Source organism: Ideonella livida, assembly GCF_010499455.1.
GTDB lineage: Bacteria > Pseudomonadota > Gammaproteobacteria > Burkholderiales > Burkholderiaceae_C > Ideonella > Ideonella livida.
This window is the reverse complement of the sequence record NZ_JAAGOH010000020.1, coordinates 36,437-61,414: the sequence shown is the minus strand read 5'-3', so window position 1 is coordinate 61,414 and position 24,978 is coordinate 36,437. Positions and strand designations below refer to the sequence as shown.

Here is a 24,978-nt window from a genome sequence, read left to right as displayed (position 1 = left end):
ATGAAGGAACGGCTGGCCGGTTTCGTGTTGATGACGGCGATCGTGCCCCTGGCGGTGGCGGGCTACCTGCTGCTGGTGGCGGTGGGGTTCTTCGGCCGCACCGAGCGCGGGCGCGCCGGCGTGCGGGCCCTGGACCACTTCGTCAACGCCACGCTGTTCAACGGCTACGCCTGGGAGTCGGTGTCCTCCCACGCCTGGCGTGAGCGCGAGCGCCGCTGGTGGGCCCGCTGGGTGATCCGCCTGACCGACCTGTTCCAGAAGGACCACTGCCGCCGCGCCAACAAGCGCGAGCAACCCCTGGTAGACCTGGTGCTGGCCAAAGGCCTGCACAAGCAGACCATCTTCTGACCCCATGGCCGAACCCTCCCGCCCGCCCGCCGCCGCGCCCGAATCAGGCCCGGTGCGCCGCCGCCAGGTCCTCTACGTCAGCGGCTTCGACCCGCAAGGGCCCAACCACTACCACCAGCTCTACCAGGCCGAGGGCCGGTCCCAGGCTGCGCTGGAGGGCTGGACACTGGAGGTCGGACCGCGGCGTAAGCGCGGCCCGCAGGCCATGGGCTGGACGGTGCGCTGGCAGGCCGGCCCCGACGCCCCCGCCACCGACACCCAGTTCGACCTGCTGCGTTGGGACGACGTGGTGCGCGCCCACTGGCCGCGTGGCCGCTGGGGCCTGATGGGCCGCATCGCCTACGCCAGCTGGGCCTTGTGGCGCGGCGGCGTGCTCTGGAAGCTGGCGCGCAGCTCCTGGCCGCAGTTCATGTTCATGGCCTTTCCCGGCCTGGCCCTGCTGCTGCTGGCGCTGGGCAGTGCGGGCGTGCTGGCCGGCGCCGCCCACCTGGCCTGGCAGGGCGCGCTGGGCTGGGGCCTGGCGCTGGCCGCGCTGGGCCTGCCTGCCCTGGCCGGTGCGGCCGAGTGGGCCGAACGGCGCAGCTTCAGCGGCTGGATGATGCGCAGCACCGCCTGCATGGTGGACCACATGCGCGGGCGCATGCCCGACCTCGACGAGCGCCTGGACCGTCTGGCCGGCGTGCTGCTGGACCACTGGCAGGCCCAGGCCGACCCCCATCGCGCGGTCGACGAACTGCTGGTGGTGGGCCACAGCTCCGGCGCCATGATGGCCGTCATCGTGGTGGCCCGCGCCCTGGCCCGCTGGCCCGCCGGGCAGCCCCGCCCGCCGCTGTCCTTCCTGACCCTGGGCCACTGCACGCCCATCATGAGTTACCAGCCCGAGGCGGCCGCCTTTCGCGCCGACCTGGACCGCCTGGCCGCCCTGGGTCCGGCCGACGGCCTGCACTGGGTGGACCTGAGCTCACCGGTGGACGGCTGCTGCATGCCACTGCAAGGCCCGCCCCGCCACCCCTGGGCACGGCCACCGCACACCTCACCCCGGGTGCTCAACGCCCGCTTTGCCCAGCGCTTCAGCCCGGCGGCCTACGCCCGGATCAAGGCCGACAAGTACCGCTGCCACTTCCAGTACCTCATGGCGGCCGACCTGCCCGGCGGGCCGGACAGCCTGGACTACTTCCGGCTCACCGCCGGCCCGCAGACCCTGGCGCAGCGCTGCGGCCACCGGCCTGCCGTCACCGACTTCCGCCAGTTCCAGCACTTCGGTCCCGTGCCGTGGTGAGCCCTGTGAAGCCACCGGCAACCGGCCGCCGGCCCACCCATGTGGTGGCCACCCTGGGCAGTGCCGGCGACCTGCACCCCTTTCTGGCCGTGGCCCGCGCCCTGGCCGAGCAGGGGCACGCGGTGCTTTTCCTGGGCGGAGAACTGCACCGCGAGGAGGTGCAGGCGCAGGGTGTGCCCTTTGAGGCGGTGGTCGACGCCGCCACCATGACACGCTGCGCTCAACACCCCGGCCTGTGGCACCCGCTGGGGGGCTTTGGGGTGCTGTGGCGCCACCTGGCGGTACCGGCGATCGGCCCCACCGTGGCCGCCCTGCAGCGCCTGGCGCCGCCGGCCGGCGAACCGCCGCTGCAGGTGCTGGCCTCGCCCCTGGTGGCCGGCGCCCGGCTGGTGCTGGAGTCGCTCAACCTGCGGCTGACCACCGCCCACACCGCCCCGGCGGGCCTGCGCTCGGCCCGGCACCCGTTCTTCCTGCAAGGCCATGCCGTACCGGCCTGGGCGCCCGATGCACTGCGCCGCCTGGCCTGGCGCTGGCTGGACCACCACAAGCTGGAGCCCATGGCCGGCGCCCGCCTCGACGGCTGGCGCCGGCAGCTCGGCCTGCCGCCACTGCCCCGGCCGCTGTTCGCCACGGGCTTGATGTCGCCCCGGCAGGTGCTGGGCCTGTTTCCCGCGGACTTCGCCCCGCCCGGGCAGTCCCTGCCCGACGACTGGCCGATGCCGGTGGCGTGCCTGGGCTTTCCGCTCTACGAGGCCGGTGGGGCGCCCGACCCGGCGCTGCAGGCATGGTGGGAGGCACCCGGCGGCCCGCGCCTGGTGTGCTACCCGGGCTCGGCGGCCACCGCCGCGCCGGCGGTCTATGCGGCGGCAGCGCACCGGCTGGCCCAGGGCGAGGGGGGCGTGACCTGGCGGGTGCTGCACTTGGGTCCGGGCCCGTCCCGGCCCTTGGCCCCCACCGAACGGCAGACTGCCTCGGCCCCGCTGGCCTGGCTGCTGCCCCAGGCCCAGGCCTTCCTGCACCATGGAGGGATCGGCGCCTGCGCACAGGGCCTGGCCGCCGGCGTGCCGCAGTGGGCCTGGCCCCAGGCCTATGACCAGTTCGACAACGCCTGGCGGCTGCAAGGCCTGCAGGCTCCCCTGGGGCTGCCGCGGTGGCCACGGCGCCCCACGGTGACGCAGGTGGTGGCCAGTTGCCTGCGGGCCGCGGCGGCACCGCGCGCCCCGGTGCGCGGGGGCTGGAGCCTGCCGGGCCGACCCAATGCGGCGGTTCAGGCGGTGCTGCACCGCCTGCACGCCGGCCGGGCACTGCCCGGCTGAAAGCCCGGCCGCCGCCGGCCTCAGCCGCCGGCCCAGGTGTCCTGCGGACGGTCGCTGGCCAGGGTGGCGGCCAGCCGGGCCCGCAGGGTGCGGGTGTCGGTGCGCAGCACGCGCTGCTTGATCAGGCTGATCTGCGACGGGTGCATGGAGAAGCTGCGCAGGCCCATGGCCAGCAGCAGCTCGGTGAAGTCGGGGTCTCCCGCCATCTCACCGCACACACACACCGGCTTGCCGGCCTGCTGGGCCTGGGTGATGACCTGATGCACCAGTTGCAGCACCACCGGGTGCCAGGCGTCGTACAGGTGCGAGACGGTCTCGTCGGCCCGGTCGATGGCCAGGGTGTACTGGATCAGGTCGTTGGTGCCGATGGAGACGAAGTCGAAGTGGCGCAGGAAGACCGGCATCATCAGCGCGGCCGCCGGCACCTCGATCATGGCGCCCAGCTCCACGCGGCCATGGGCCAAGCCCTGGCGGGCCAGGCTCTCCTGCGCCTCGGCGATGGCCGCCTTGACCCGCAGGATCTCCTCGACATGCGCCAGCATCGGAATGAGCAGGCGGACCTTGCCCAGGGCCGCGGCACGCAGCACCGCGCGCAGCTGCCGGGCAAACATCTCCGGCTCCGACAGGCTCCAGCGGATGGCCCGCAGGCCCAGCGCCGGATTGAGCAGGTGCTCATGGCGCAGCTCGTGGACGTTCATCCGGTCCAGCGGCTTGTCCGCACCGATGTCCACTGTGCGGATGGTCACCGGCAGGCCCTTGAGGCCCGCCACCGCCTGCCGGTAGCCCTCGAACTGCTCCTCCTCATCGGGCAGGCGGCCCTCGCGGTTCATGAACATGAACTCGGTGCGGAACAGGCCCACCCCCACCGCCCCGGAGGCCAGCGCCGTGGGGGCATCGGCGGGCAGCTCGATGTTGGCCAGCAGCTCCACCGCCTGGCCGTCCAGGGTGACGCAGGGGGTGTGGCGCAGGCGGTCCAGGCGGGCACGCTCCAGCTCGCACTGGCGCTGGCGGAAGCGGTACTCCTCCAGCACGATGGGCGAAGGGTTGACGATGAGCACACCGGCATCGCCGTCGATCACCAGCCAGTCGTCCTGCCGCACCAGGCGGCTGGCCTCACGGGCGCCCACCACCGCCGGGATGTCCATGGACCGGGCCACGATGGCCGTGTGCGAAGTGCGCCCGCCGACGTCGGTGACAAAACCGGTGAACACGCTGCGCTTGAACTGCAGCATGTCCGCCGGCGAGATGTCGTTGGCCACCAGCACCAGCGGGTCCTCACCGGCGAAGTCGCGCGGCTTGAGGGCTTCAGGCTGCAGGGCGGCGGCGCGGCCCAGGGCCAGCAGCAGGCGCTCGGCCACCTGCTCGACGTCGGCCTTGCGCTCGCGCAGGTACTCGTCCTCCATCTCGTCGAACTGCCGCGCCACCACCTCCAGCTGCGCGGCAATGGCCCACTCAGCGTTGTAGTGGCGCTCGCGCACCCATTGCTTGGTGGCCTCGGCCAGGGAGTCGTCGTGCAACAGCATGAGGTGCACGTCCAGCAGCGCCACCAACTCGGCGTGCGCATCCTCGGGCACCTCCTCCTTGAGCAGCATGAGCTCCTGGGCCACGGCGTCGCGGGCATGCCGCAGCCGCTCGACCTCGTGCTCGACGGCCTGCGCCTCCACGTAGTAGTGGGCCACGTCCACCCGGCTGGACGCCACCAGCACCGCGCGGCCGATGGCCACACCACGAGAGACCGGAAGACCGAAAACCTGGATGCTCATGCGCTGGGAATGTAGCAGCGCCCCCACCCGGTGCGCCTTGACGAAATCCCGGGCGCCGGCGCCAGCGGCCCTGCAGCTGTCACGGCCCCGTCAGGCCCGGTTCATGGGGCTGACACGGCCGCTGACCAACATCGCCGCCATGAACCGCACCCCGCCCACCGACGACGTCCTCACGCCCGAGAGCCGGACGGCCTCGCCTGCGCCGGCTTGGCCGCACCCCGTCAACGGGGGCGCCACGGCCCGGGCCGGCGCCGGTCCGCAGCCCTACCAGTTCAGCTGGGCCCGGCACCAGGACGAGGTGCGCGAGGCCCAGCGCCTGCGCCATGCCGTGTTCGCCGGGGAGATGGGCGCTGAGATCGACGACCGGGCACTGCCCGGCCATGACGTGGACGCCTTTGACGCCCACTGCGAGCACCTGCTGGTGCGCCACCTGCCGGCCGACGGCAGCCCGGCGGCGGTGGTGGGCACCTACCGCCTGCTCACCCCGCAGGCGGCGCAGCGGGCCGGCGGCTTCTATTCCGCCCAGGAATTCGACCTGTCCGCCCTGGCCACACGCCTGCCGCGCCTGGTGGAACTGGGCCGATCCTGCGTGCATCCGGCGCACCGGGACGGCGGCGTGATCCTGCTGCTGTGGTCCGCGCTGGCGCGCTTCATGCACGACAACGGCCTGGACACCATGATCGGCTGCGCCAGCGTGAGCCTGCGCGACGGCGGACGCCAGGCAGCGGGCCTGTGGCGGCAGCTCAGCGCCACCCACCTGGCCGATCCGGTCTGGCGGGTCACGCCGCACCTGCCGCTGCCGGTGGACGCCCTGGCCCCGGACCATGCGGTGGAGGCCCCGCCGTTGATCAAAGGTTACCTGCGCTGTGGCGCCCGGCTGCTGGGCGCCCCGGCCTGGGACCCGCAGTTCAACACCGCGGACCTGCCCATCATGATGGACATGGCTGACCTGCCGGCGCGCTATCGCCGGCACTTCCTGGGTTGACCGCGGAGCGCCGGCGGCGCCTCACTGCCCTTCGCCGAACTTGTCGTTGACCAGCGCCACCAGCGCCTCGGTGGCCGGAGCCTCGTCGGGGCCCTCGACTTCCATCTCGACCTCGCTGCCCAGGCCGGCGGCCAGCATCATCACGCCCATGATGCTCTTGGCATTGACGCGGCGGGCGTTGCGGGTGAGGAAAACCTCGGACTTGAAGCTGCCCGCGAGCTTGGTGAGTTTGGCCGAAGCCCGGGCGTGCAGCCCGAGCTTATTGCTGATGACGAGCGTGGTCTTGATCATGGCGGGCTGAGTGTATCGGCTGGTTCTGGGGCCGCTGGGATGCCGCCTGCAGAACCCCCTGGGTGCCGCCGGCCACCGCACGGCCCACCAGCGCATCCAGCGGCTCGCCCGCGTAGCAGAGCACCCGCCAGAGCATGGGCACGTTGAGGCCCGCCACCAGGCGGACGGACGGCCCCTCGCACAGGCGCTGGGCGCCATTGCAGGGCGTGGCGCCAAAGACGTCGGTCAGGATGAGTGTGTCGCCCAGGCTCAGCAGCCCGCGCGCGCGCAGCTCCACCTCGTCGGGAGACCAGTGGGGCTCCACGTCCAAGGCCTGCACCTGCCCGGCCGCATCCGGAAAGGCGTGCATCGCCGTGGCCTTCATGGCCGTGGCCAGCGGCGCGTGCGCGACGATCAAGAAACCAGGCATTCCAAACTACCTACCTGCACCAAGACAGCGCGGATGATGCCGCAAATCGGCGGGCCGCAGCATGGACCGCGGGATCAGCCCGTGGGGTCGGCTCGGCACCAACCCGCGTTGACCCGTGTTGACCCGGGCGGAACGCCGATGACGGACAATTCCGTGCTGTTGTTTGCAGTTGTTCGCGGCCTCGGCCGCCACCGAAGGAATTCCGCCATGCTCAACCGTCGTCAACACCTGGGCTGGACGGCCGGACTGGCCGCCGCCTGCGCGGGGCTGGGAGCCTGCTCCGGCGCCGACACCGCGCCGGACGTGCGCTTCACCCGCCTGGATGGCGGCGTCACCGGGCTGTCCGCGCTGCAGGGCAAGGTGGTGCTGGTCAACTTCTGGGCCACCAGCTGCACCACCTGTGTGGGCGAGATGCCGCACCTGGTGAGCACTTTCCAGAAGTTCCAGGCCCAGGGCTACGAGACCGTGGCGGTGGCCATGAGCTACGACCCGCCGGACTTCGTGGCCAACTTCGTCAAGTCGCGCCAGTTGCCCTTCACGGTGGCCCTGGACCACGACGGCGGCGTGGCCAAGGCCTTTGGTGACATCCGCCTGACCCCGACCTCGCTGCTGATCGACAAGCGCGGCCGCATCGTCAAGCGCTATGTGGGCGCTCCGGACTTTGCTGCGCTGCATCAGCTCATCGGCGAGCTGCTGGCGGCCTGAGTCGCCTGCCCCGCCGCGCGACGGGGCAGGGTGTCGCCGGTCAGACCACGCCGGCGCCGGCGGCCTGCTGGTCGGCGTGGTAGCTTGAACGCACCATGGCCCCCACCGCGGCGTGGGTGAAGCCCATGGCCTTGGCCTGCTCCTCGAACATCTTGAAGGTGTCGGGGTGCACATAACGGCGCACCGGCAGGTGGTGGCCGCTGGGCGCCAGGTACTGGCCGATGGTCAGCATGTCGATGTCGTGGGCGCGCATGTCGCGCATGACCTCGAGGATTTCCTCATCGGTCTCCCCCAGGCCCACCATCAGACCGCTCTTGGTGGGCACACCGGGCACTTCCTGCTTGAAGCGTTGCAGCAGGGTCAGGCTGAATTGGTAGTCAGCCCCCGGACGCGCTTCCTTGTACAGGCGCGGCACGGTCTCCAGGTTATGGTTCATCACGTCCGGCGGCGCCGCCTTGAGGATGTCCAGCGCCTTGTCCAGGCGGCCCCGGAAGTCGGGCACCAGCACCTCGATGCGCGTGGCCGGCGACTGCTCGCGCACCTGGCGGATGCATTCGGCATAGTGGCCGGCACCGCCATCGCGCAGGTCGTCGCGGTCCACGCTGGTGATGACCACGTACTTGAGCTTGAGCGCGGCGATGGTCTTGGCCAGGTTGCCGGGCTCGTCCACGTCCAGCGGGTCGGGGCGGCCATGACCCACGTCACAGAAGGGGCAGCGGCGGGTGCACTTGTCCCCCATGATCATGAAGGTGGCGGTGCCGTGGCCGAAACATTCGCCGATGTTGGGGCAGCTGGCTTCCTCGCAGACGGTGTGCAGCTTGTGCTCACGCAGGATCTGCTTGATCTCGTAGAAACGGGTGGTCGGGCTGCCGGCCTTGACCCGGATCCAGTCCGGCTTCTTGAGCGTCTCCGCGGGCACGATCTTGATGGGGATGCGGGCGGTCTTGGCCTGCGCCTTCTGCTTGGCGGTGGCGTCGTACTCCGCGGCGGACTTGGCTTCGTGGGTGACGTTGGAAGTGGCCATGACGGTGCCAGATGGGGAGAGGGATGCAGGAGGGGCGGCCGGCCTGGGCCTGACCGCCCGGCAGACGCGCGGCGGATCAGCGCGAGAGGTGGTGCGCCAGGCGCTCGGCCAGGCGCTCGGCCACGGCCTCGGGGTCCGACGGGGCGCCCAGTGTAGCGAGGTCCACCGTGGCCAGCCCGGCGTAGCCGCAGGGGTTGATGCGCAGAAAGGGTTTCAGGTCCATGGCGACGTTGAGCGAGACGCCGTGGTACGTGCAGTGCCCGGAGACCTTGATGCCCAGCTGTGCCACCTTGCCCAGACCGGCGAAGGGATCCTGGCGTGGCCCGGCGGGCAAGCCCGCCTGGAAGGGGTCGGCCAGGTTCACGTAGATGCCCGGCGCGCTCTCCACCCGAAAGCCCACCACGCCCACGGCCTCCAGCGTCTGGATCACGGCAGCTTCCAGCCGGAAGACGTATTCCTTGACGTAGATGCCCAGGCGCCGCAGGTCGACCAGGGGGTAGACCACCACCTGCCCGGGCCCGTGGTAGGTGACCTGCCCGCCCCGGTTGCTGGGCACCACCGGGATATCTCCGGGGGCCAGCAGGTGCTCGGGCCGTCCCGCCACGCCCTGGGTGAAGACCGGCGGGTGGGTGACGAGCCAGAGCTCGTCAGGCGTCTGCGGGCTGCGGGCGGCGGTGAAGGCCTGCATCGCAGCGAAGGTGCGGGCGTACTCCACCACACCCCAGCGGCGCAGGATGAAGCCCGCCGGGCCGGCCTCGGCCGGTGGCAGGCCTGCCGGGTCCGCCTCAGCCGCGGACGGTGAAACGTTCATGGCAGGACTCACAGCACGATCTTGACCATCGGGTGGGAGGTCAGCGTGCGGTAGAGCTCGTCTAGCTGCTCGCGGCTGGTGGCGGTGATGTTCAGCGTCACCCCCAGGTACTTGCCGGTGCTGCTGGGCCGCGTCTCGACGGTGGCAGGGTCGAACTGGGGGTCAAAGTGCCGGGCCACGGTCACCAGGGCCTCAACGAAACCCTCGACCTGCGCCCCCATGACCTTGATGGGGAAGACGCTGGGGTATTCGATGAGGCTTTGCTCGGGAGGAATGTCACGCATGGCAAGCAGATGGGGGCGGAAGGGGGAAAGGAAAGGCGGGCGTAAACCGGGCCGGGCTGGCCGCGCAGGGCGCCATGGCCCAGCGGCTCGCCCTCCACCCGGGTGACGGCCAGCACCTCCTTGCCCGCCGAGCTGAGCAGCAACTTGTCGGCGGTGCGCAAGTCCGACGCTGCCAGCCTTCGCGGTCGGGCAGGGTCGGGTCGGTCGTCATCGGGGTGCTCCGGTTCAGGGCCTGGGCGTCACTTGATCCACAGACGCAGGGCGTCCCAGGCACGGCCCAGGAAGCCGGCCTGCGGCACCTCCTCCTGCACCACCAGGGGCACGGTGGCCACGGCGGTGCCAGAGGCGGTGCTGACCTTGAGGGTGCCCACGCGCTGGCCCTTGGCCAGCGGGGCCACCAGCGGGTCGGTGCGCTCGATCTTGGTCTGCAGGCGCTCGCCTTCGCCGCGCGGCACGGCCACGAAGAGCGCGCCCTCGGCCCCCAGGCGGGCCTCAGGGGCGCTGCCCTTCCAGACGGGCACGGTGGCCACGGGCTTGCCGGCCTCGAACAGACGAACCGCGTCATAGGCGGTGTAGCCCCAGTTCAGCAGCTTCTGGCTCTCGTTGGCGCGGGCCTGCATGGAGTCGGCCCCCATCACCACCGAGAGCAGGCGGCGCTTGCCGTTGGGAAAGTCACGCTGAGCGGAGGAGATGAGGCAGTAGCCGGCGGCCTCGGTGTAGCCGGTCTTCATGCCGTCGACGGTGGGGTCGCGGCGCAGCAGCAGGTTGCGGTTGTCCTGGCGGATGCGGTTGAAGGTCCATTCCGGCATCGCGTAGTAGGCGTAGCGCTCTGGAAAGTCCCGGATGATGCGCTGGGCGATGAAGGCCAGCTCGCGGGCCGTGCTGCGGTGGCCCGCCTCGGTCAGTCCGGTCGGGTTGCGGAAGCTGGTGGCCTTGAGCCCCCAGGCCTGGGCCTGGCGGTTCATCAGCGCCACGAAGTTCTCGACGGTGCCGCCCACGCCCTCGGCCAGGGCCACCGAGGCATCGTTGCCGCTCTGCACGATCATGCCCTTGAGCAGTTCGTCCACGGTGGGGGTCATCTTGGGGTCGATGAACATCAGCGAGCCGCCATACTTGCGCTCGGCCCAGGCACGCTCGGAGACCGGCAGGGTCTGCTCCAGCGTGAGTTTGCGGTCCTTGATCGCCTGGAACACCAAGTAGGCGGTCATGAGCTTGGTCAGCGACGCGGGCTCAGCCGGCGTGTCGGCGTTGCGCTCTGCCAGCACTTGGTTGGCGGTCATGTCCACCAGCAGATAACCGCGCGCGGCGATCTCGGGAGGCTGGGGGGCCTGGGCCCGGGCCAGCGGGGCGGCCAGGGCCAGGCTGACGCCCAGCAGCAGGGAAGCGAAACGGATCATTCAGGTCTCAGGTGCCTGCCCACGGGCAGGGGTTGCGGGAGAGGTCGGGGCCGGGCCGCGCGACGCCAGCCTTCGACCCTTCAGGCCCCCCGGGGGTTCCGCCTGCCTCAGGCAGGGTGCCAGGCCCGGGTGACGATGGACTTGAGCAGCGACAGCTGGCCGTGGAAGAAGTGGCCGACACCGGGCACCACCACCACCGGCAGATGCTGGGGCCGGGCCCAATCGAGGGTGGCCTGCAGCGGCACGACCTCGTCGGCCTCGCCATGCACCACCACGGTGTCGGCCGGCACCGCCGCCACCTCGAAATTGACGGTGGCCGGCCCGATGAGCACCAGGCGTTCGGCGGCGGCCTCGGGCGGCAGCCGGGCACCGGCCTGGCTGGCCACGTAGGCCCCAAAGGAGAAGCCGGCCAGCGCCAGCGGCAAGCCCGGCAGGCGCTGCGCGGCGATCACCGCCAAGGCATCGTCCACTTCGCCACGGCCACCATCCCACTGGCCCTGGGAGTCCCCGACGCCACGGAAGTTGAAGCGCACCGCGCGGTAGCCCAGGGCCAGGAAGGCTCGCGCCAGCGTCTGGGCCACCTTGTTGTCCATGGTGCCGCCGTGCAGGGGGTGGGGATGGCAGATCACGGCCACGCCGCGCAGGCCGGCTGCGGGCGCCGGATGGGGCTCATCCACGGCCACGGACAGGGCGCCGACCGGGCCGTCCAGCACCAGGCGTTGGGTATTGGCGTTCAACGGCCCACCTCCGGCGCCAGCTTCAGGCGCTCCACCGGACGACCGCCCCGCAGGTGGGACTCGACGATCTCGTCGATGTCGGCGGTGTCGACGAAGGTGTACCAGGTGCCTTCGGGATAGACCACCGCCACCGGCGCGCCGGCGCAGCGGTCCAGGCAGCCGGCCTTGTTGACACGTACTCCGCCCGGCCCCGCCAGACCGGCCGCCTTGACCTGGGCCTTGCAATGGTCGAATGCCGCCTGGGCCCCCTGCTGCGCGCAGCAGGCCTGGCCGTTGTCGCGCTGGTTGAGGCAGAAGAAGATGTGGTGGCGGTAATAGCTCATGCCCGAATTGTAGGCAGCGGGCCACCCGCCCGGGTGCCCCGGGGGCGGGCAGCCAGCGGCACCGACCCGGGGCGTCAGCCGCGGGCGCGCCGGCCCGCGGGCACGGTGCCGGCGGACGCGCCATCCACTGCCTGCTGCGGCAGGGCCACCCGCCAACCCAGCCAGCACAGGGCGGCCAAAGGCCAACCCCAGCCCAGCCACTGGGCCAAGCCGTGGAAGCGCGCCCAGCGCGACATCTCCCAGCCTTGCAGGCTGGCCGCCAGATAGGGATCGGCGGGGGCCTGCAGCACCAACTGCAGCAACAAGGCCACGCCCACCATGCCCAGCGCGGCGTTGAGCCGCTGCGGCGCCAGCGCACAGGCCAGACCGGCCAGGGCGGCCAAGCCGCCGGCCGCCAGCAGCAGGGGCGTCACCCAAGCCAGGGCATGCACCGCGCCAAAGTTCAAGCCCGCCGACGCCGTGGCCGCCAACCCGCCCACCCCCATCACCACCGGCACCGCAACCGCACGGTGGCCAGGCCCGCGCAGCACGGCGTGGGCGATGCAGCAGGGCGCCAGCAGGCCGAGGACCGCGGCCGACAGCTCGCTGCCCGCGCCCAAGGGCGCCTCGCCCAGGGACCAGGCCAGCACCCACTCCAGACCCGACTGCGCCCACGGCACGTCCAGCAGCAGATCCACCAGCGCATCCTGCAGGCGCACCCCTTCCACCCCCAGACCAAACGGCAGGGCCGTGGGAAAGAGCAAGGCCAGCGGCCACAAGGCCAGCAGCACCAGAGCGCCGGCACTGCGCTCGACCAGCCAGGCCTGGCGCCAGCGCTGCCAGCGGGCCAGCCAGCGGCTGCCGCGCAGCAGGCAGCCCAGCATCCCACCGACGGCCGCCCCACCCAGGTTGAGCAGCCAATCCAGCCGCGAAGGGAACCGGCCCGGCAGCAGGTGCTGCAGGCATTCCATCAGGTACGACCAGGCCCCCGGTGCCAAGATGGCCAGCCCCCAGGCCAGAGGCCAGGACAAGCCCTGCCGCAGACCGGCCAGGCACACCAGCAGGCCCAGCGGCACGTAGCCCAGGCCATTGGCCACCATGTCGAAGGGCACACGCCAGGGCGGCAACGGCAGGACGAGCAGCGCCTCGGGGGACAGTCCCGCCGGCCAGCGCCAGCCGACGAAGGGATAGAGGCTGGCATACGCCACCAGGGCCGCCAGCGCCCAGGCCAGCGGCAGGGCGGAACTGCGATGCCCGCGCGGCGGCTGCCCCTCCGCCCCGGTGACCGATCCCGGGGCCGCGTCCGGCGGAGCCTTGGCGGAGGAGCGCCGGGTCCTGCTCATGACGGGCGAAGGGGACGGGCCCTCAGAAGGGCTTGACGACCACCAGCACCACGATGGCGGCGAACATCAGCACCGTCACCTCGTTGAAGACCCGGTACCAGGTGTGGGTATGCGGCACCTGCCCCTGGGCGAAACGGCGCAGGTGACGGCCGCACACCACCTGGTAGGCGATGGTGAGCACCACCAGCGTGAGCTTGGCATGCATCCATCCGTTCCCCGGACCACGGCCCACACCGTACCCCAGCCAAAGCACGCCGCCCAGCAGCAGGGCCACGCCCATGAGGATGTGCGAGAAGCGGTGGAGCTTGCGCCCCATCAGCAGCAGGCGGTCGCGCTCGGCATCACTGCCGGCCGGCACCATGGCCAGGTTCACCAGGATGCGCGGCAGGTAGAACAGCCCCGCGAACCAGGCCGCAACGAAGACGATGTGGAAGGCCTTGACCCAAAGGTACGCATTGCTCATGCGCCGGATTATGGGGGCCTGAAAAGAAAGAGCCCCAGCCAATGGGCTGGGGCTGAAAAGCCTTGACGCTGTCATCACGTAAAGGCGCCTGCTCAGGGAGGAAAAGCAGGGGGGTCAACCCTCGCGGGTATCGCCCGGCACGGACTGTAACACCGTCTTTCGGCTCTGTACCATAGGGACACCCAGTAAAGAAGTCGCGCCCGGACCGTCTCCAAACGGTCTGCGGCGCTCCCGCCCGATCTGCCGGAACCCTGCCCGTGACCGCTGCCGCCTTCCCTGCCGCCCGTCCCCGTCGCCTGCGTCGTGACGCCTTCACCCGTGCCCTGGTGCGCGAGCACCACCTGCGGCCCGAGGACCTGATCTACCCGGTCTTCGTGCTCGACGGTGAGAACCGGCGTGAGGAGGTGGCCTCCATGCCCGGCGTGCAGCGCCTGAGCCCGGACCTGCTGCTGGCCCAGGCGGAACAGTGCGTGGCCCTGGGCGTGCCGGTGATGGCCCTGTTCCCGGTGATCGATGCCAGTCTCAAGACCCCCGACGGCCGCGAGGCCACCAACCCTGAGGGCCTGGTGCCGCGCACCGTGCGTCTGCTGAAGTCGCGCTTCCCCGAGCTGGGCGTGCTGACCGATGTGGCGCTGGACCCTTTCACCAGCCACGGCCAGGACGGCGTGCTCGATGACAGCGGTTACATCCTGAACGACCAGACCGTGGCCATCCTGCGTGAGCAGGCCCGGGTGCAGGCCGACGCCGGTGTGGACATCGTGGCCCCGTCCGACATGATGGACGGCCGCGTGGGCGCCATCCGCCAGACCCTGGAAGCCGCGGGCCACATCCACACCCGCATCATGGCCTACAGCGCCAAATACGCCAGCGCCTTCTACGGCCCCTTCCGCGACGCCGTGGGCTCGGCCGGCAACCTGGGCAAGAGCGACAAAAAGACTTACCAGATGGACCCGGCCAACTCCGACGAAGCCCTGCGCGAAGTGGCGCTGGACATCGCAGAGGGCGCCGACATGGTGATGGTCAAGCCCGGCATGCCCTACCTGGACATCGTGCGCCGGGTGAAGGACGAGTTCCGCGTGCCCACCTTCGCCTACCAGGTGTCGGGTGAGTACGCCATGCTCAAGGCCGCCGCGCAGAACGGCTGGCTGGACCACGACAAGGTGATGATGGAGTCGCTGCTGGCGTTCAAGCGGGCCGGCGCCGACGGTGTCCTGACCTACTTCGCGCTCGACGCCGCCCGCCTGCTGCGGCAGGGCTGGCAAGGCTGAGGCCCGGACGGCGACACGCGCGGTGCGCATCTTCCACGTCACACCGGAGCAATTCAGCGAGCTCGACGGTCTGCCCGACGCCTTGCCGGCGCAGGGCTTCCTCTGGATCGGCATCGCGCGACGCCCCTTCGAGGTGCAACGCGGCACCGTCCAGGACGCCCTGTTGCGCTGGGGCACCGGCGGCTTGGTGGACCTGCACGTCTCCGACCTGCTCAACCACCAGCTGCCCTCGCATTACGAGGACACCAGCTGGTACGACATGCTGATCTTCCGCCGCCTGCTTGTCGGGGCCGGGGGACGCGAGCTGTTCCTGGACGAGCAGCACGGCAGCCTGGGCACCGCCCGCGCCGCCCTGGAGGCCATCGACACCAGCCCGGTGGGCTTTGTGGTCTTTGACCGGGTGTTGCTGACCGTGCACCCCGCTGACTGCCAGGTGCGCGAGCACTTTGCCCAGCGGCTGGGGCAACAGGCCCGGGAGGGCGACCTGCGGGGCAGCGCCCGCCTGCCCAGCGGGCCGGCGGACCTGATGCTGCGCATGGTCAACCACATGGTGGACAGCTACCTGGAGCTGCGCCGCCTGCTCACCCGCCACCTGGGCACGCTGCAGGCCGAGCTGCTGAATCCGCGCAGCCGCTTCGACGACTGGCAGATGCTGCTGGCCGCCCGCGACAAGCTGCATCTGCTGGAGGACAGCGGCGAAGACCAGCGCAGCGCCGTGCAGGAGTGGATCGACGCCCTGGAAGAATGGCCCGCGGAAACCGAGGCCGGCGCCAGGCGCGAACGCGAGCTGCTGCGGGTGCGCTCACGCGACGTGCTGGAGCACATCGAGCGCGTGCTCAGCCATGTGCGCCGGCTGGAGCAGAGCGTCGAAGCGGCGGTGCAAATGCACTTCAGCCTGCTGGGGCACCGCACCAACGACATCATGCGCACGCTCACGGTGCTCACCGCCATCTTCCTGCCGCTCAACCTCATCACCGGCATCTTCGGCATGAACTTCGATGGCCTGCCGCTGATCCACTCGCGCACGGGCTTCTGGTTCGCCCTGGGCGCCATGGTGCTGGTGGCCAGCATCCTGGGCTGGTTCTTCAGGCGCAAGCGCTACCTGGGCGGCCGCCTGCGCAAGTAGCGGCCCGCGTACAGCCATCACCCCGGCGCGGACACCGGCACGATGGCCGCCACCGGCTCCGGCGCCAGCAGGCTGCCGTCGCGCAGGCCACGCACCGTACCCGCACACAGCGTGACGATCACCAGGGAAGCCAGCGCCAGCAGCAGCGGGGCCACCACCGCCAGCAGGCCTTGACCCGGGGTGGCCAGACGCAGCGTCAACGCCGCCAGCGCCGCCAGCGGGAAGCTCATGCCCCAGTGCGGCAGCGAGAACGGCAGCGTGCGGATACGCCCGGCCTGGGCCCCCGCCCACAACAGGCTGAACAGCGCCATGCCCCACAGCCCCCAGCCCACCAGAAGCGGTGCGCCCAACTGCAGGGCCGACAGGCCCACCACCGCCGGCGGCGCGATGACGATGAAGGCGGTGGGCGCCAAACGGTCCGGCCAGCTGCCCTGCACCGCCAGGCGTACCACCAGCAGCACCAGCACCACCGGCCAGAACATCAGGCCCAGGCCGAACTGCGCCGCCGCCCACTCGGCATGCCCCAGGGGCACGCCGGCCAGCGGGGCCAGCACATTGCCCACAATGGGGATGAACAGCGCCGGCGTGACCGAAGCCCACACCAGCCCGCCGGCCTTGTGGCCCAGCCACCAGCGCCGCAGCACCCACCAGGTCACGCCGAACTGGCCCAGCGAGCCGGCCCACCACAGCGCGCGCTGCACCGGCCCCGGCCCCAGCAGCGCCGTGCCTACCGTGGCCACCAGCAGCAGCGCAATCGGGATGGCCGCCACAAAAGTGTGGCGCACCGGGTGCTTCAGGTCCTCGGCCCAGGCCTCGGGATGACGCCGCCAGCGCAGCAGTGCCGCCACGGCCAGCACCACCAGCACCGCCGCCGCCAGCGCCCCGATCACCAGCGCGAAGCCTGTGGCCATCTCGCCCATCAGCGGCGCCGCGCGGTGCCAAGCCAGCGACAGTCCGCTCAGGCCCATCACCACGGCAAACCAGCCGGGAAATAGGTACTTCAACTTGGCATCCACCGTCGCCATCACAGACCTCCTCTCCACTGTCGTACAGATTCTTGGGGCACGCCACGGTGCCGTCACCACGCGCACGGCTTCCACCGTGCGCGGGCACCCGCGACCTCAGTGGGCGTCGCCCCGGGCATGGAGTTTGGCGTGGATGCGCTGGGTGGTCTTCCATACCCCCCAGAGTACAAAGGGAATCATCGCGCCTGCGGTCATCTCCGGGTTGAGCGGAAGGCCCAGGCCCTTGGCCGCCTTGGCGCCATAGAGCAGCAGGCTGACCATGTAGTAGGAGATGGCCGCAATGGACAGGCCCTCCACCGTGCTCTGCAGCTGCAGCTGCAAGGCCTGGCCCTGGGTGAGCTTGGCCAACAGCTGTTGGTTCTGGGTTTCGGTGGCAATGTCCACGCGGGTACGCAACAAGGCACTGGCGCGCTCGATGCGCTGCGACAGGCTGGCCAGGCGGCGCTCCGTGGCCGCCACAGTGGCAATGGCGGGACTGAGCCGGCGCTGCATGAACTCGCCGATGGTTTGGGTGCCGGGAATCGCCTTCTCACGCAGCTCGGCAGTGCGCTGGCGCACCAACTCGGCATAGGCCTGGGTGGCCGAGAAGCGGTACTGGTGCTGGGCGTTGGCGCGCTCAACGCCGGCAGCGACATGGATGAGCCGGTCGAGCAGGTCCTGCTCCGACGCATGGCGGCGTTCCAGCTGGGCGATGGTGTCGGCCAGGTCCGCCTCGGCCGCGGCCAGCTCAGGCGCCAGGGTCTTGGCCGCCGGCAGACCGCGCAGGGCCATCAGGCGGTAGGTTTCCAGCTCCAGCAGCCGGGCGGATATACGGCCGGCGCGGGTCTCGCTGGTGCCAGGGGCGGCCATGACCAGCATGCGTTCAAAGCCGTTGGGCTGCAGGCGGAAGTTGGTCACGGCGATGGAGTGCCCGTTGTGCCCCAGGTGGGAGGCCACCACGGTGCGCCCGCCCAGCCAGCGCTGGCCCAGCGCCAGCGCGGCCTGCGGATCCGTGAGGTCCTGCTCCACCAACACCAGCTTGACCGCGGCCACGGTGCGGCCGGGTAGCGTGGCGAACCAGTCGGCGGGCAAGACCAACCCGGGCAACAGCGGTGGCTGCTCGGCGCCCAAGCCGGCACCGGCCGGCAGAGGCTGGACCAGGGAGTAGCGCGAGAACTCGGTGTGGCGCTCCCACTTGAGGGTGTAGCCCTCACCGCGCAGGCGCAGGAAGCTGCCAGCCAGGTCTTCGGGCTGCAGGCCGGCCTGGCCGGGCAGGCGCTGCAGGTGGGCACATTCCTGATCGCGGCTGATGCCTTCGTTGAGCACCGCCACATAGACCACCAGCGCCGGCAATCGGATGCGGGCCGGCGGTCGGGCATGGACCTCGTTGTGCAGGCGCTCGCGCTGGGGATCGTCGGGCGGCAGGGCGCGGAGGGCGTCGGGTGCCGCAGGTGTGACGGCAGGCGTATCAGGCTGGAGCATCGTGGGCGGGGCGTGGGGCAGGCAAGGGACGCAGGGCCCTCCTCACGGCGCAGCCCGTGCGGTCTGAAGCCGGGGTCGGGGCGAAGACGCAAGTATGGGGCCAGGCGCCCCGCCACCCGCTCAGCGTCTGACGACCACAAAGTGCTTGCGCACCCGCTCCAGCACCTCGAAGGAGCCCTCGAATCCCGCGGGGATCACCAGTGCCTGGCCCGGACCGGCCTCGGTCACGCCGCCCTGGGCGTCGTGCAGGCGGACACGCCCTTCCAGCACCATGAAGTACTCATGCTCATGCGGGCCGAAGACGATGCGCCAGCGGCCCGGCTCACAGGTCCAGATGCCGGCGCACAGGCCCTCGCCTGCCGGCTCGTAGAGGGTCCAGGTCTGCCGCACGGGGGCCCCCACCTCGCGCCGCTCCAGGCGGGGCTGGTCGCGCTCGGGCAGGGTGTCAGGCGGGTCGAATCGGAGGATGCGGCTCATGGCGCGGCGTCGACCGGCAGGCGCCGGTGCGGCTTGTGGTTCGTCGAGGATGTCGCGCATCTTAGGGTCAGCCGCCACGCCTTACGTAGTTCCCGCGATGACCGCGGCGCCCCGCCGCCCCTAGCATCCACAGCACCCTGACCACAGGCCGTCCGCAGGGTCACCATACCGAGATCCACAACCCCTGCGGCCCATCCCGGAAGGAAACCACCTGATGAATCGCCGTTTCACCCTCAGCGCCGCGGCCGCCGCCGTCCTGCTGGCCTCAGCCCTGCCCGCCCTGGCCGAGTACCCGGAAAAGCCGGTCACCATCATCGTGCCCTTCACCGCCGGCGGCCCCACCGACAAGGTGGCACGCGACCTGGCCGAGGCCCTGCGCAAGCCGCTGGGCGGCACCATCGTCATCGAGAACGTGGGGGGCGCCGGTGGCACCCTGGGCGCCACCAAGGTGGCCAAGGCCGCGCCCGATGGCTACACCCTGTTGCTGCACCACATCGGCATGGCCACTTCGCCGGCCCTGTACCGCTCGCTGCAATACAAGACGCTGGACGACTTCGAGTACCTGGGCCTGATCAACGAGGTGCCCATGACCCTGATCGGCCGCACCACGCTGCCGGCGGCCAACTACGCCGAACTCTCCAAGTGGCTGTCGGCCAACCAGGGCAAGATCAACCTGGCCAACGCCGGTCTGGGTTCGGCCTCGCACCTGTGCGGCCTGCTGTTCCAGCAGAGCCTGAAGATCGACATGACCACCGTGCCCTACAAGGGCACCGCCCCCGCCATGACCGACCTGCTGGGCGGCCAGGTGGACATCATGTGCGACCAGACCACCAACACCACCAGCCAGATCGAGTCGGGCAAGGTCAAGGCCTTCGCGGTGACCACCACCAAGAAGCTGAGCACCCCGGCGCTGGCCAAGCTGCCGACGCTGGATGAATCCGGCCTCAAGGGCTTCAACGTCAGCATCTGGCACGGCCTGTACGCCCCCAAGGGCACGCCCAAGGCGGTGCTGGACAAGGTCAACGCCGCCCTGCGCACCGCCCTCAAGGACACCGACTTCCAAAAGCGCCAGGAAGCCCTGGGCGCAGTCATCGTGACCGACGGCCGCGTGGGCGGCGCCGAACACAAGAAGTTCGTCGAGGCCGAGATCAACAAGTGGGGCCCGGCCATCAAGGCTGCCGGCCAGTACGCCGACTGATCCGGCGCAGACCCTGCGCACCGGCGGTGGGCTCAACCCGCCGCCCCCAGACCAGGCGCCCTACAGGGGCGCCTTTTTCATGGCCGCCCGCTTGACAGACTCAGCCCGTGACGCGCATCGGCAGGGTGACCGGCCCGTCATTGACCAGATGCACCTGCATGTCGGCCCCGAAGACGCCGGCGGCCACCTGCGGATGGCGGGACCGGGCCTGTGCCAGCACCTCCTCGTAGAGCGCGCGACCAATTGCGGACGGCGCCGCCCCGGTGAAACTGGGGCGGTTGCCGCCCGAGGTGTCGGCCGCCAGCGTGAACTGCGAGACCAGCAGCAGCCCACCCGCGGTGCCAGCGCCGTCCAGATCGGTCACGCTGCGGTTCATCTTGCCGGCCCCGTCGGCGAAGACCCGCAGCTTCAGCAGCTTGTCCACCAACCGGCGCGCGGCCAGGGGCGTGTCCGCCGGCTCGGCGCACACCAGCACCAGCAGGCCGCGGTCGATGGCGCCCACCACCTCGCCGGCCACTTCGACGCGGGCCCGGGCCACCCGCTGGATCAACGCGATCATGTGTATTCCTCCGGGCGGCGCGTCTGGGGATCGTGCGCCTCCACATCCATTGGTAACAGCTGCAGCGTGGCGCGCAGGCCCGGCACGGCCTCCATCAGCGCCAGCTCCACCGCGCCGCGCGCCGCCGCGGCCTGCCGCAGCGTCCAGTCGGCCGGCACATGCATGTGCAGGTCCACATGGCGGCGCGCCCCGGCCCGCCGGGACACCCGATGGTCAAAACGGATCATCGGGTCCTCAAAGTTCTCCAGCACCCGGTCGATGGCCTGCTGGTGCTCCGGCTCCAGGGCCTGGTCCATCAGCCCGTCCGCGGAACGCCGCACCAGGGAGACGCCCTCGCGCAGGATGTTGAGCGCCACCAGGATGGCCGCCACTGGATCCAGCCATAGCCAGTCGGTGATCTGCACCGCCAGGAGGCCCAGCAGCACCCCGGCCGACGTCCACACGTCGGTGATCAGGTGGCGGGCGTCGGCCTCCAAGGCCATCGAGTGATGCTGGCGCGCCTTGCGCAGCATCGCCAGCGCCAGCGCACCGTTCAGGCCGGAGCTGAACAGCGACAGCGCCATGCCCCAGCCCAGCTGCTCCAGCGGCTGGGGATGCCACCAGCGGTCCACAGCCGCCGCGATGATGCCCAGCGCCGCCGCGAGGATCAGCACCCCCTCGAAGCCGCTGGAGAAGTACTCCGCCTTGTGGTGGCCGTAGGGATGGTCCTCGTCCGGCGGCTGGGCCGCCAGGGTCACCATGGCCAGCGCGAACATCGCCCCGGCCAGGTTGACCAGCGACTCCAGCGCATCGGACAGCAGGCTGACCGAATCGGTGAGCCACCAGGCGCCGGTCTTCAGGCCGATGGTGGCCACGGCGACCGCCACCGACACCTTGAGGTAACTTGCCACTTCCATGCGCCGATTGTCCGCCCGCTGACGGGTGCCCCCCAGCTTGCAGGTGGGTACCGGCCCCGCACTTGCTTCTACCATCGGGCCTGACACGACCGGCCGCCACGGCGGCCCAGCCCATCCCACACAAGGAGATCTCCCATGCGCCGTTCCCCCCGACTGCTGGCCTGGAGCCTCTCAGCCTGCCTGAGTTTTGCCGGCCTGATGCAGCCTGCCCAGGCCGCCCTGATCGGCACCGCCCCCGCCCTGGCGGCTGAAACCGCTGCCGACAGCGCGCCGGCGCGTCTGCAGGCCACCCTGATGCGTGCGGAGGTGGCCCAGGCGCTGCAGGCCCGTGGCGTGGACCTGGACGAAGCCCAGGCCCGGGTGGCCGCCCTGAGCGAGGCCGAGGCCCAGCAGGTGCTGGCACGCATTGACCAGGACCCGGCCGGCGCCGGCGACCTCATCGGCACGGCCGTGTTCGTCTTCCTCGTCCTGCTGACCACCGATATCCTGGGCTTCACCAAGGTCTTCCCCTTCACCCGCTCCATCCGCTGACGGCAGCCCGCCGCATGCCCACGCCCCGGCAGCCGCTGACGCGCCGCGCCTGCCTGGGTCGGCTGCGCCGCTGGGGCGGGCTGGGCGCCTTGCCCCTGATAGGCGGGCTTGGCGGCGGGCTGGCGGGCTGCGCCCCGCTCTCGCGCACGCTCACGCCCCCGCTGACCCAGGCCCTGCAGCGAGACCCCGAGGCCGCGCGGCCAACCCGCGCCGAGGTGCGCGACGTGCCCTTTGTGGCCCAGGGCGACCTGCTTTGCGGGCCCGCCAGCCTGGCGATGCTGCTGGGCCACGCGGGCCAGCCGGCCCCCTTGTCCCGACTGACCGCCCGGACCTACCTGCCCGGCCGCCAGGGCAGTCTGCAAGCCGAGATGCTGGCCACGCTGCGCCGTGAAGGCCTGCTGGCCGGGCGCCTGCGACCGGCACCCCATGCCCTGTCGGACGCCTTGGACGAGCTGGCCCATGGCCAGCCGGTGGCCGTGCTGCTCAATCTCTCGCTGTCTTGGTGGACCCGCTGGCACTACGCCGTGCTCACCGGTTATGACCTGCAGGCCCAGACCGTGCGACTGCACAGCGGCGATACCCCGGACGCCCACTGGCCCTTGTCGACGCTGGAGCACACCTGGGCCCGCAGCGGCCACTGGGCCCTGCGGGCGTGCCGCCCTGGCACGCTGCCGCGGCACACCGAGCCGGAACGCCTGCTGGCGGATGTGCTGGGGCTGGAACAGGCCCTGGGCAGTGAGGCGCCCGCGGTGCTACAGGCCTGGGCAGCCGCCCAGGAACGCCATCCCGACGTGGCAAGTTTTTGGCTGGGCTGGGGCAACGCGCTGGCCGCGCGCCAGGACTGGCCGGCCGCCGCACAGGCCTTCAAAGGGCTGGTGGCGCGTCAGGATTCGGCCGTGGCCTGGAACAACCTGGCCTGGTGCCATCTGCAAGCCGGTGAACTCGAGGCGGCGGAACAGGCGCTGTCCCGGGCGCAGCAGCGGCTGGCCGGCGAGCCACACTGGGCTGCCGCCGTGGCCGACACCCAGCGGGCGCTGGAGTTGGCGCGGCCGACCCCGGCGGGAGCGGCGCGGGGCCCGGCCGTGGCGCGCTGAAACCCGGGCCTCAGAAGATCAGGCCCAGCAGCTCCACCTCGAACTGCAGCACCGCGCCCGGCGGAATCAATCCGCCCGCACCGCGCTCGCCATAGGCGGTGGCTGCCGGGCAGGTCAGGCGGGCCTTGGCGCCCGCCGACAGCTCCTGCAGGCCCTGGGTCCAGCAGGCAATGACCTTGTCGAGCGGAAACTCGGCCGGCTGGCCACGCCGGTAGGAACTGTCGAACTCGGTGCCATCGGCCATCACCCCCCGGTAGTGCACCTTGACGGTGTCGGTGGCGCGGGGCTTGCGGCCTTGTCCGGCCTGCAGCACCTCCACCACCACCCCGCTGGGCAACACCTGGGCACCGGGGGCCTGGCGGGCCTGGGCCAGCAGGTCCACCACCGGGCCGGAAGCCGCCGGCGCCGGCGCCCCCGCCTTGGGCATCTGGCGGATGGACCAGCCGCCAAAGGCGATCATGCCCACCGCCACGCACAGCGTCAGGACAAACAGGGGCTTGGTCATGCGCATGGCCATGTGCCGGCTCCTTGCCTCAAGCCAGGGTGACGCGGGCGAACTTGCGCTTGCCCACCTGCAGCACAAAGGTGCCGGCGTTGATCTTGAGGCCCTTGTCCGACAGCACCGTGCCATCCAGGCGCACACCGCCCTGCTCCACCATGCGCAGGCCTTCGCTGGTGCTGGGCACCAGGTTGGCGGCCTTCAGCAGGGCACCAATCGCCAGGGGCGCACCCGACAGGCTCACCTCGGGGATGTCCTCCGGGATGCCGCCCTTGGCGCGGTTGTTGAAATCCTGCTCGGCGGTGTCGGCCGCGGCGGCATCGTGGAAGCGGGCCGTGATCTCCTTGGCCAGCAGCACCTTGGCGTCCTTGGGGTTGCGGCCCGCCACCACCTCGGCCTTGAGGGCCTCGATCTCGCGTTCGCTGCGGAAGGACAGCAGTGTGAACCACTTCCACATCTGCTCGTCGCTGATGGACAGGATCTTGGCGAACATGCTGTTGGGCGCCTCGGTGATGCCCACGTAATTGTTCTTGGACTTGGACATCTTCTCGATGCCATCCAGCCCCTCCAGCAGCGGCATGGTCAGCACGCACTGGGCCTCCTGGCCGTACTCAGCTTGCAGGGCGCGGCCCACCAGCAGGTTGAACTTCTGGTCGGTGCCGCCCAGTTCCAGGTCGCTCTTCAAGGCCACCGAGTCGTAGCCCTGCATCAGCGGGTACAGCAGCTCGTGCATCGAGATGGGCGCGTTGGCCTGGAAGCGCTTGGTGAAGTCGTCGCGCTCCAGCAGGCGGGCCAGGGTGTACTTGGCCGCCAGCTGGATCATGCCGCGCGCGCCCAGCGGATCACACCACTCGGAGTTGTAGCGGATCTCGGTCTTGCCCGGATCGAGCACCAGGCTGGCCTGCTTGTAGTAGGTCTGCGCGTTGACCTCGATCTGCTCCTTGGTGAGCGGCGGGCGGGTGCTGTTGCGGCCCGATGGGTCGCCGATCAAGGAGGTGAAGTCACCAATCAAGAAGATCACGCGGTGGCCCAGGTCCTGGAGCTGGCGCATCTTGTTGAGCACCACCGTGTGGCCCAGGTGGATGTCGGGCGCGGTCGGATCCAGGCCCAGCTTGATGCGCAGCGGCTGGCCGGTGGCTTCGCTGCGCTGCAGCTTCTTCACCCAGTCCGACTGGGGCAGCAGTTCGGCACAGCCCCGCAGGCTGACAGCCAGCGCCTCCTGCACACGGTCACTGAGGGCGGCAGCCGGGGTGGCAGCTGAAGAGGCGGTGGCGGCAGGGGTGTCAGACATGGCGGGCAAGGCGCTGCAAGGCGCGCGACGGACAGGGCAGACCCGGTCGGCGGAGCCGGATCAGGTGGCTATACTCAGCCAGCGCGCGCCCGGGAG

General features: G+C 70.9%; 28 protein-coding genes. 10 read left to right on the top strand and 18 right to left on the bottom strand.

Annotated elements, in window-relative coordinates:
• From G3A44_RS15850 to G3A44_RS15840, 3 genes are read left to right on the top strand one after another with little or no spacing between them, the layout of a single operon-like run.
• Nucleotides 1-348, top strand: coding sequence for a hypothetical protein (locus G3A44_RS15850; protein ID WP_163458715.1), 348 nt, complete (start codon nucleotides 1-3; stop codon nucleotides 346-348).
• 4 nt (nucleotides 349-352) lie between these two features.
• On the top strand, nucleotides 353-1,627 hold the full coding sequence (locus G3A44_RS15845; RefSeq protein ID WP_163458714.1) for a hypothetical protein: 1,275 nt from the start codon (nucleotides 353-355) through the stop codon (nucleotides 1,625-1,627).
• Nucleotides 1,628-1,632: 5 nt separating this feature from the next.
• Nucleotides 1,633-2,943: a nucleotide disphospho-sugar-binding domain-containing protein gene (locus tag G3A44_RS15840; protein WP_163458713.1), complete on the top strand. Its 1,311-nt coding sequence runs from the start codon at nucleotides 1,633-1,635 to the stop codon at nucleotides 2,941-2,943.
• A 20-nt stretch (nucleotides 2,944-2,963) separates the two neighbouring features.
• Here G3A44_RS15840 and ptsP read toward each other — a convergent pair whose 3' ends face one another.
• Complete coding sequence (gene ptsP, locus G3A44_RS15835; protein ID WP_163458712.1) at nucleotides 2,964-4,706, bottom strand: phosphoenolpyruvate--protein phosphotransferase; 1,743 nt, start codon at nucleotides 4,704-4,706, stop codon at nucleotides 2,964-2,966.
• Nucleotides 4,707-4,845: 139 nt separating this feature from the next.
• On the opposite strand from ptsP, the gene G3A44_RS15830 reads away from it, so the two are divergent.
• Nucleotides 4,846-5,691: a GNAT family N-acetyltransferase gene (locus G3A44_RS15830; RefSeq protein ID WP_239061915.1), complete on the top strand. Its 846-nt coding sequence runs from the start codon at nucleotides 4,846-4,848 to the stop codon at nucleotides 5,689-5,691.
• Nucleotides 5,692-5,712: 21 nt separating this feature from the next.
• Here the strand turns inward: G3A44_RS15830 and G3A44_RS15825 are convergent, their stop codons facing one another.
• On the bottom strand, nucleotides 5,713-5,982 hold the full coding sequence (locus G3A44_RS15825; protein ID WP_163458710.1) for an HPr family phosphocarrier protein: 270 nt from the start codon (nucleotides 5,980-5,982) through the stop codon (nucleotides 5,713-5,715).
• The gene (locus G3A44_RS15820) at nucleotides 5,951-6,391 is read right to left on the bottom strand and encodes a PTS sugar transporter subunit IIA (RefSeq protein ID WP_163458709.1); all 441 of its coding nucleotides are present in this window, start codon (nucleotides 6,389-6,391) and stop codon (nucleotides 5,951-5,953) included. Before G3A44_RS15820 ends, G3A44_RS15825 begins: the two co-directional genes overlap by 32 nt.
• 207 nt (nucleotides 6,392-6,598) lie before the next feature.
• Between G3A44_RS15820 and G3A44_RS15815 the strand changes: the two genes are divergently transcribed.
• Nucleotides 6,599-7,096 carry a peroxiredoxin family protein gene (locus G3A44_RS15815; protein ID WP_163458708.1) on the top strand — a complete coding sequence of 166 codons (498 nt, stop codon included), beginning with the start codon at nucleotides 6,599-6,601 and terminating at the stop codon, nucleotides 7,094-7,096.
• Nucleotides 7,097-7,136: 40 nt separating this feature from the next.
• On the opposite strand, the gene lipA is transcribed toward G3A44_RS15815, so the two are convergent.
• The 8 genes from lipA to G3A44_RS15775 all read right to left on the bottom strand — a co-directional run bounded on the left by lipA (nucleotide 7,137) and on the right by G3A44_RS15775 (nucleotide 13,457).
• Nucleotides 7,137-8,120, bottom strand: a complete 984-nt coding sequence (gene lipA / locus G3A44_RS15810) for a lipoyl synthase (RefSeq protein ID WP_163458707.1) — start codon at nucleotides 8,118-8,120, stop codon at nucleotides 7,137-7,139.
• A 76-nt stretch (nucleotides 8,121-8,196) separates the two neighbouring features.
• Entirely contained in the window at nucleotides 8,197-8,931 is a 735-nt protein-coding gene (gene lipB / locus G3A44_RS15805; protein ID WP_163458706.1) for a lipoyl(octanoyl) transferase LipB, read from the bottom strand.
• Nucleotides 8,932-8,939: 8 nt separating this feature from the next.
• Nucleotides 8,940-9,215: a DUF493 family protein gene (locus G3A44_RS15800; RefSeq protein WP_163458705.1), complete on the bottom strand. Its 276-nt coding sequence runs from the start codon at nucleotides 9,213-9,215 to the stop codon at nucleotides 8,940-8,942.
• 239 nt (nucleotides 9,216-9,454) lie between these two features.
• Nucleotides 9,455-10,612, bottom strand: a complete 1,158-nt coding sequence (locus G3A44_RS15795) for a D-alanyl-D-alanine carboxypeptidase family protein (RefSeq protein WP_163458704.1) — start codon at nucleotides 10,610-10,612, stop codon at nucleotides 9,455-9,457.
• Nucleotides 10,613-10,719: 107 nt separating this feature from the next.
• Nucleotides 10,720-11,349 carry an alpha/beta hydrolase gene (locus G3A44_RS15790; protein WP_163458703.1) on the bottom strand — a complete coding sequence of 210 codons (630 nt, stop codon included), beginning with the start codon at nucleotides 11,347-11,349 and terminating at the stop codon, nucleotides 10,720-10,722.
• Complete coding sequence (locus tag G3A44_RS15785) at nucleotides 11,346-11,672, bottom strand: (2Fe-2S) ferredoxin domain-containing protein (protein WP_163458702.1); 327 nt, start codon at nucleotides 11,670-11,672, stop codon at nucleotides 11,346-11,348. The genes G3A44_RS15790 and G3A44_RS15785 overlap by 4 nt, the downstream gene beginning before the upstream one ends.
• A 74-nt stretch (nucleotides 11,673-11,746) precedes the next feature.
• Complete coding sequence (locus tag G3A44_RS15780) at nucleotides 11,747-12,994, bottom strand: VanZ family protein (RefSeq protein WP_163458701.1); 1,248 nt, start codon at nucleotides 12,992-12,994, stop codon at nucleotides 11,747-11,749.
• Nucleotides 12,995-13,016: 22 nt separating this feature from the next.
• On the bottom strand, nucleotides 13,017-13,457 hold the full coding sequence (locus G3A44_RS15775) for a CopD family protein (protein WP_163458700.1): 441 nt from the start codon (nucleotides 13,455-13,457) through the stop codon (nucleotides 13,017-13,019).
• Nucleotides 13,458-13,714: 257 nt separating this feature from the next.
• On the opposite strand from G3A44_RS15775, the gene hemB reads away from it, so the two are divergent.
• Nucleotides 13,715-14,725: a porphobilinogen synthase gene (hemB, locus tag G3A44_RS15770; protein WP_310734393.1), complete on the top strand. Its 1,011-nt coding sequence runs from the start codon at nucleotides 13,715-13,717 to the stop codon at nucleotides 14,723-14,725.
• A 22-nt stretch (nucleotides 14,726-14,747) separates the two neighbouring features.
• Nucleotides 14,748-15,851: a magnesium transporter CorA family protein gene (locus G3A44_RS15765; RefSeq protein WP_163458699.1), complete on the top strand. Its 1,104-nt coding sequence runs from the start codon at nucleotides 14,748-14,750 to the stop codon at nucleotides 15,849-15,851.
• Nucleotides 15,852-15,868: 17 nt separating this feature from the next.
• Here the strand turns inward: G3A44_RS15765 and G3A44_RS15760 are convergent, their stop codons facing one another.
• From G3A44_RS15760 to G3A44_RS15750, 3 genes are all read right to left on the bottom strand, one after another.
• Nucleotides 15,869-16,876, bottom strand: a complete 1,008-nt coding sequence (locus G3A44_RS15760) for an SLAC1 family transporter (RefSeq protein WP_163458698.1) — start codon at nucleotides 16,874-16,876, stop codon at nucleotides 15,869-15,871.
• Nucleotides 16,877-16,972: 96 nt separating this feature from the next.
• A complete protein-coding gene (locus G3A44_RS15755) occupies nucleotides 16,973-18,337 on the bottom strand; it encodes a DUF3422 family protein (RefSeq protein WP_163458697.1) in 1,365 nt (454 codons plus the stop codon).
• 120 nt (nucleotides 18,338-18,457) lie between these two features.
• Nucleotides 18,458-18,874 carry a cupin domain-containing protein gene (locus tag G3A44_RS15750; RefSeq protein ID WP_310734392.1) on the bottom strand — a complete coding sequence of 139 codons (417 nt, stop codon included), beginning with the start codon at nucleotides 18,872-18,874 and terminating at the stop codon, nucleotides 18,458-18,460.
• Nucleotides 18,875-19,028: 154 nt separating this feature from the next.
• Between G3A44_RS15750 and G3A44_RS15745 the strand changes: the two genes are divergently transcribed.
• Nucleotides 19,029-20,012: a tripartite tricarboxylate transporter substrate-binding protein gene (locus G3A44_RS15745; protein WP_163458696.1), complete on the top strand. Its 984-nt coding sequence runs from the start codon at nucleotides 19,029-19,031 to the stop codon at nucleotides 20,010-20,012.
• 100 nt (nucleotides 20,013-20,112) lie between these two features.
• Here G3A44_RS15745 and dtd read toward each other — a convergent pair whose 3' ends face one another.
• A complete protein-coding gene (gene dtd, locus G3A44_RS15740; protein WP_163458695.1) occupies nucleotides 20,113-20,571 on the bottom strand; it encodes a D-aminoacyl-tRNA deacylase in 459 nt (152 codons plus the stop codon).
• Nucleotides 20,568-21,467 (bottom strand): cation diffusion facilitator family transporter, encoded by a 900-nt coding sequence (locus G3A44_RS15735; protein WP_163458694.1) that lies wholly within the window; start codon nucleotides 21,465-21,467, stop codon nucleotides 20,568-20,570. The genes dtd and G3A44_RS15735 overlap by 4 nt, the downstream gene beginning before the upstream one ends.
• A 135-nt stretch (nucleotides 21,468-21,602) precedes the next feature.
• Between G3A44_RS15735 and G3A44_RS15730 the strand changes: the two genes are divergently transcribed.
• Nucleotides 21,603-21,998 (top strand): PA2779 family protein, encoded by a 396-nt coding sequence (locus G3A44_RS15730; protein WP_163458693.1) that lies wholly within the window; start codon nucleotides 21,603-21,605, stop codon nucleotides 21,996-21,998.
• Between the two features lie 14 nt (nucleotides 21,999-22,012).
• The gene (locus tag G3A44_RS15725; RefSeq protein ID WP_163458692.1) at nucleotides 22,013-23,092 is read left to right on the top strand and encodes a PA2778 family cysteine peptidase; all 1,080 of its coding nucleotides are present in this window, start codon (nucleotides 22,013-22,015) and stop codon (nucleotides 23,090-23,092) included.
• Nucleotides 23,093-23,102: 10 nt separating this feature from the next.
• Here the strand turns inward: G3A44_RS15725 and G3A44_RS15720 are convergent, their stop codons facing one another.
• Nucleotides 23,103-23,519 carry an FKBP-type peptidyl-prolyl cis-trans isomerase gene (locus G3A44_RS15720; protein ID WP_375138667.1) on the bottom strand — a complete coding sequence of 139 codons (417 nt, stop codon included), beginning with the start codon at nucleotides 23,517-23,519 and terminating at the stop codon, nucleotides 23,103-23,105.
• 106 nt (nucleotides 23,520-23,625) lie between these two features.
• Nucleotides 23,626-24,882, bottom strand: a complete 1,257-nt coding sequence (tyrS, locus tag G3A44_RS15715; RefSeq protein WP_163458691.1) for a tyrosine--tRNA ligase — start codon at nucleotides 24,880-24,882, stop codon at nucleotides 23,626-23,628.
• Nucleotides 24,883-24,978: the final 96 nt, after the last annotated feature.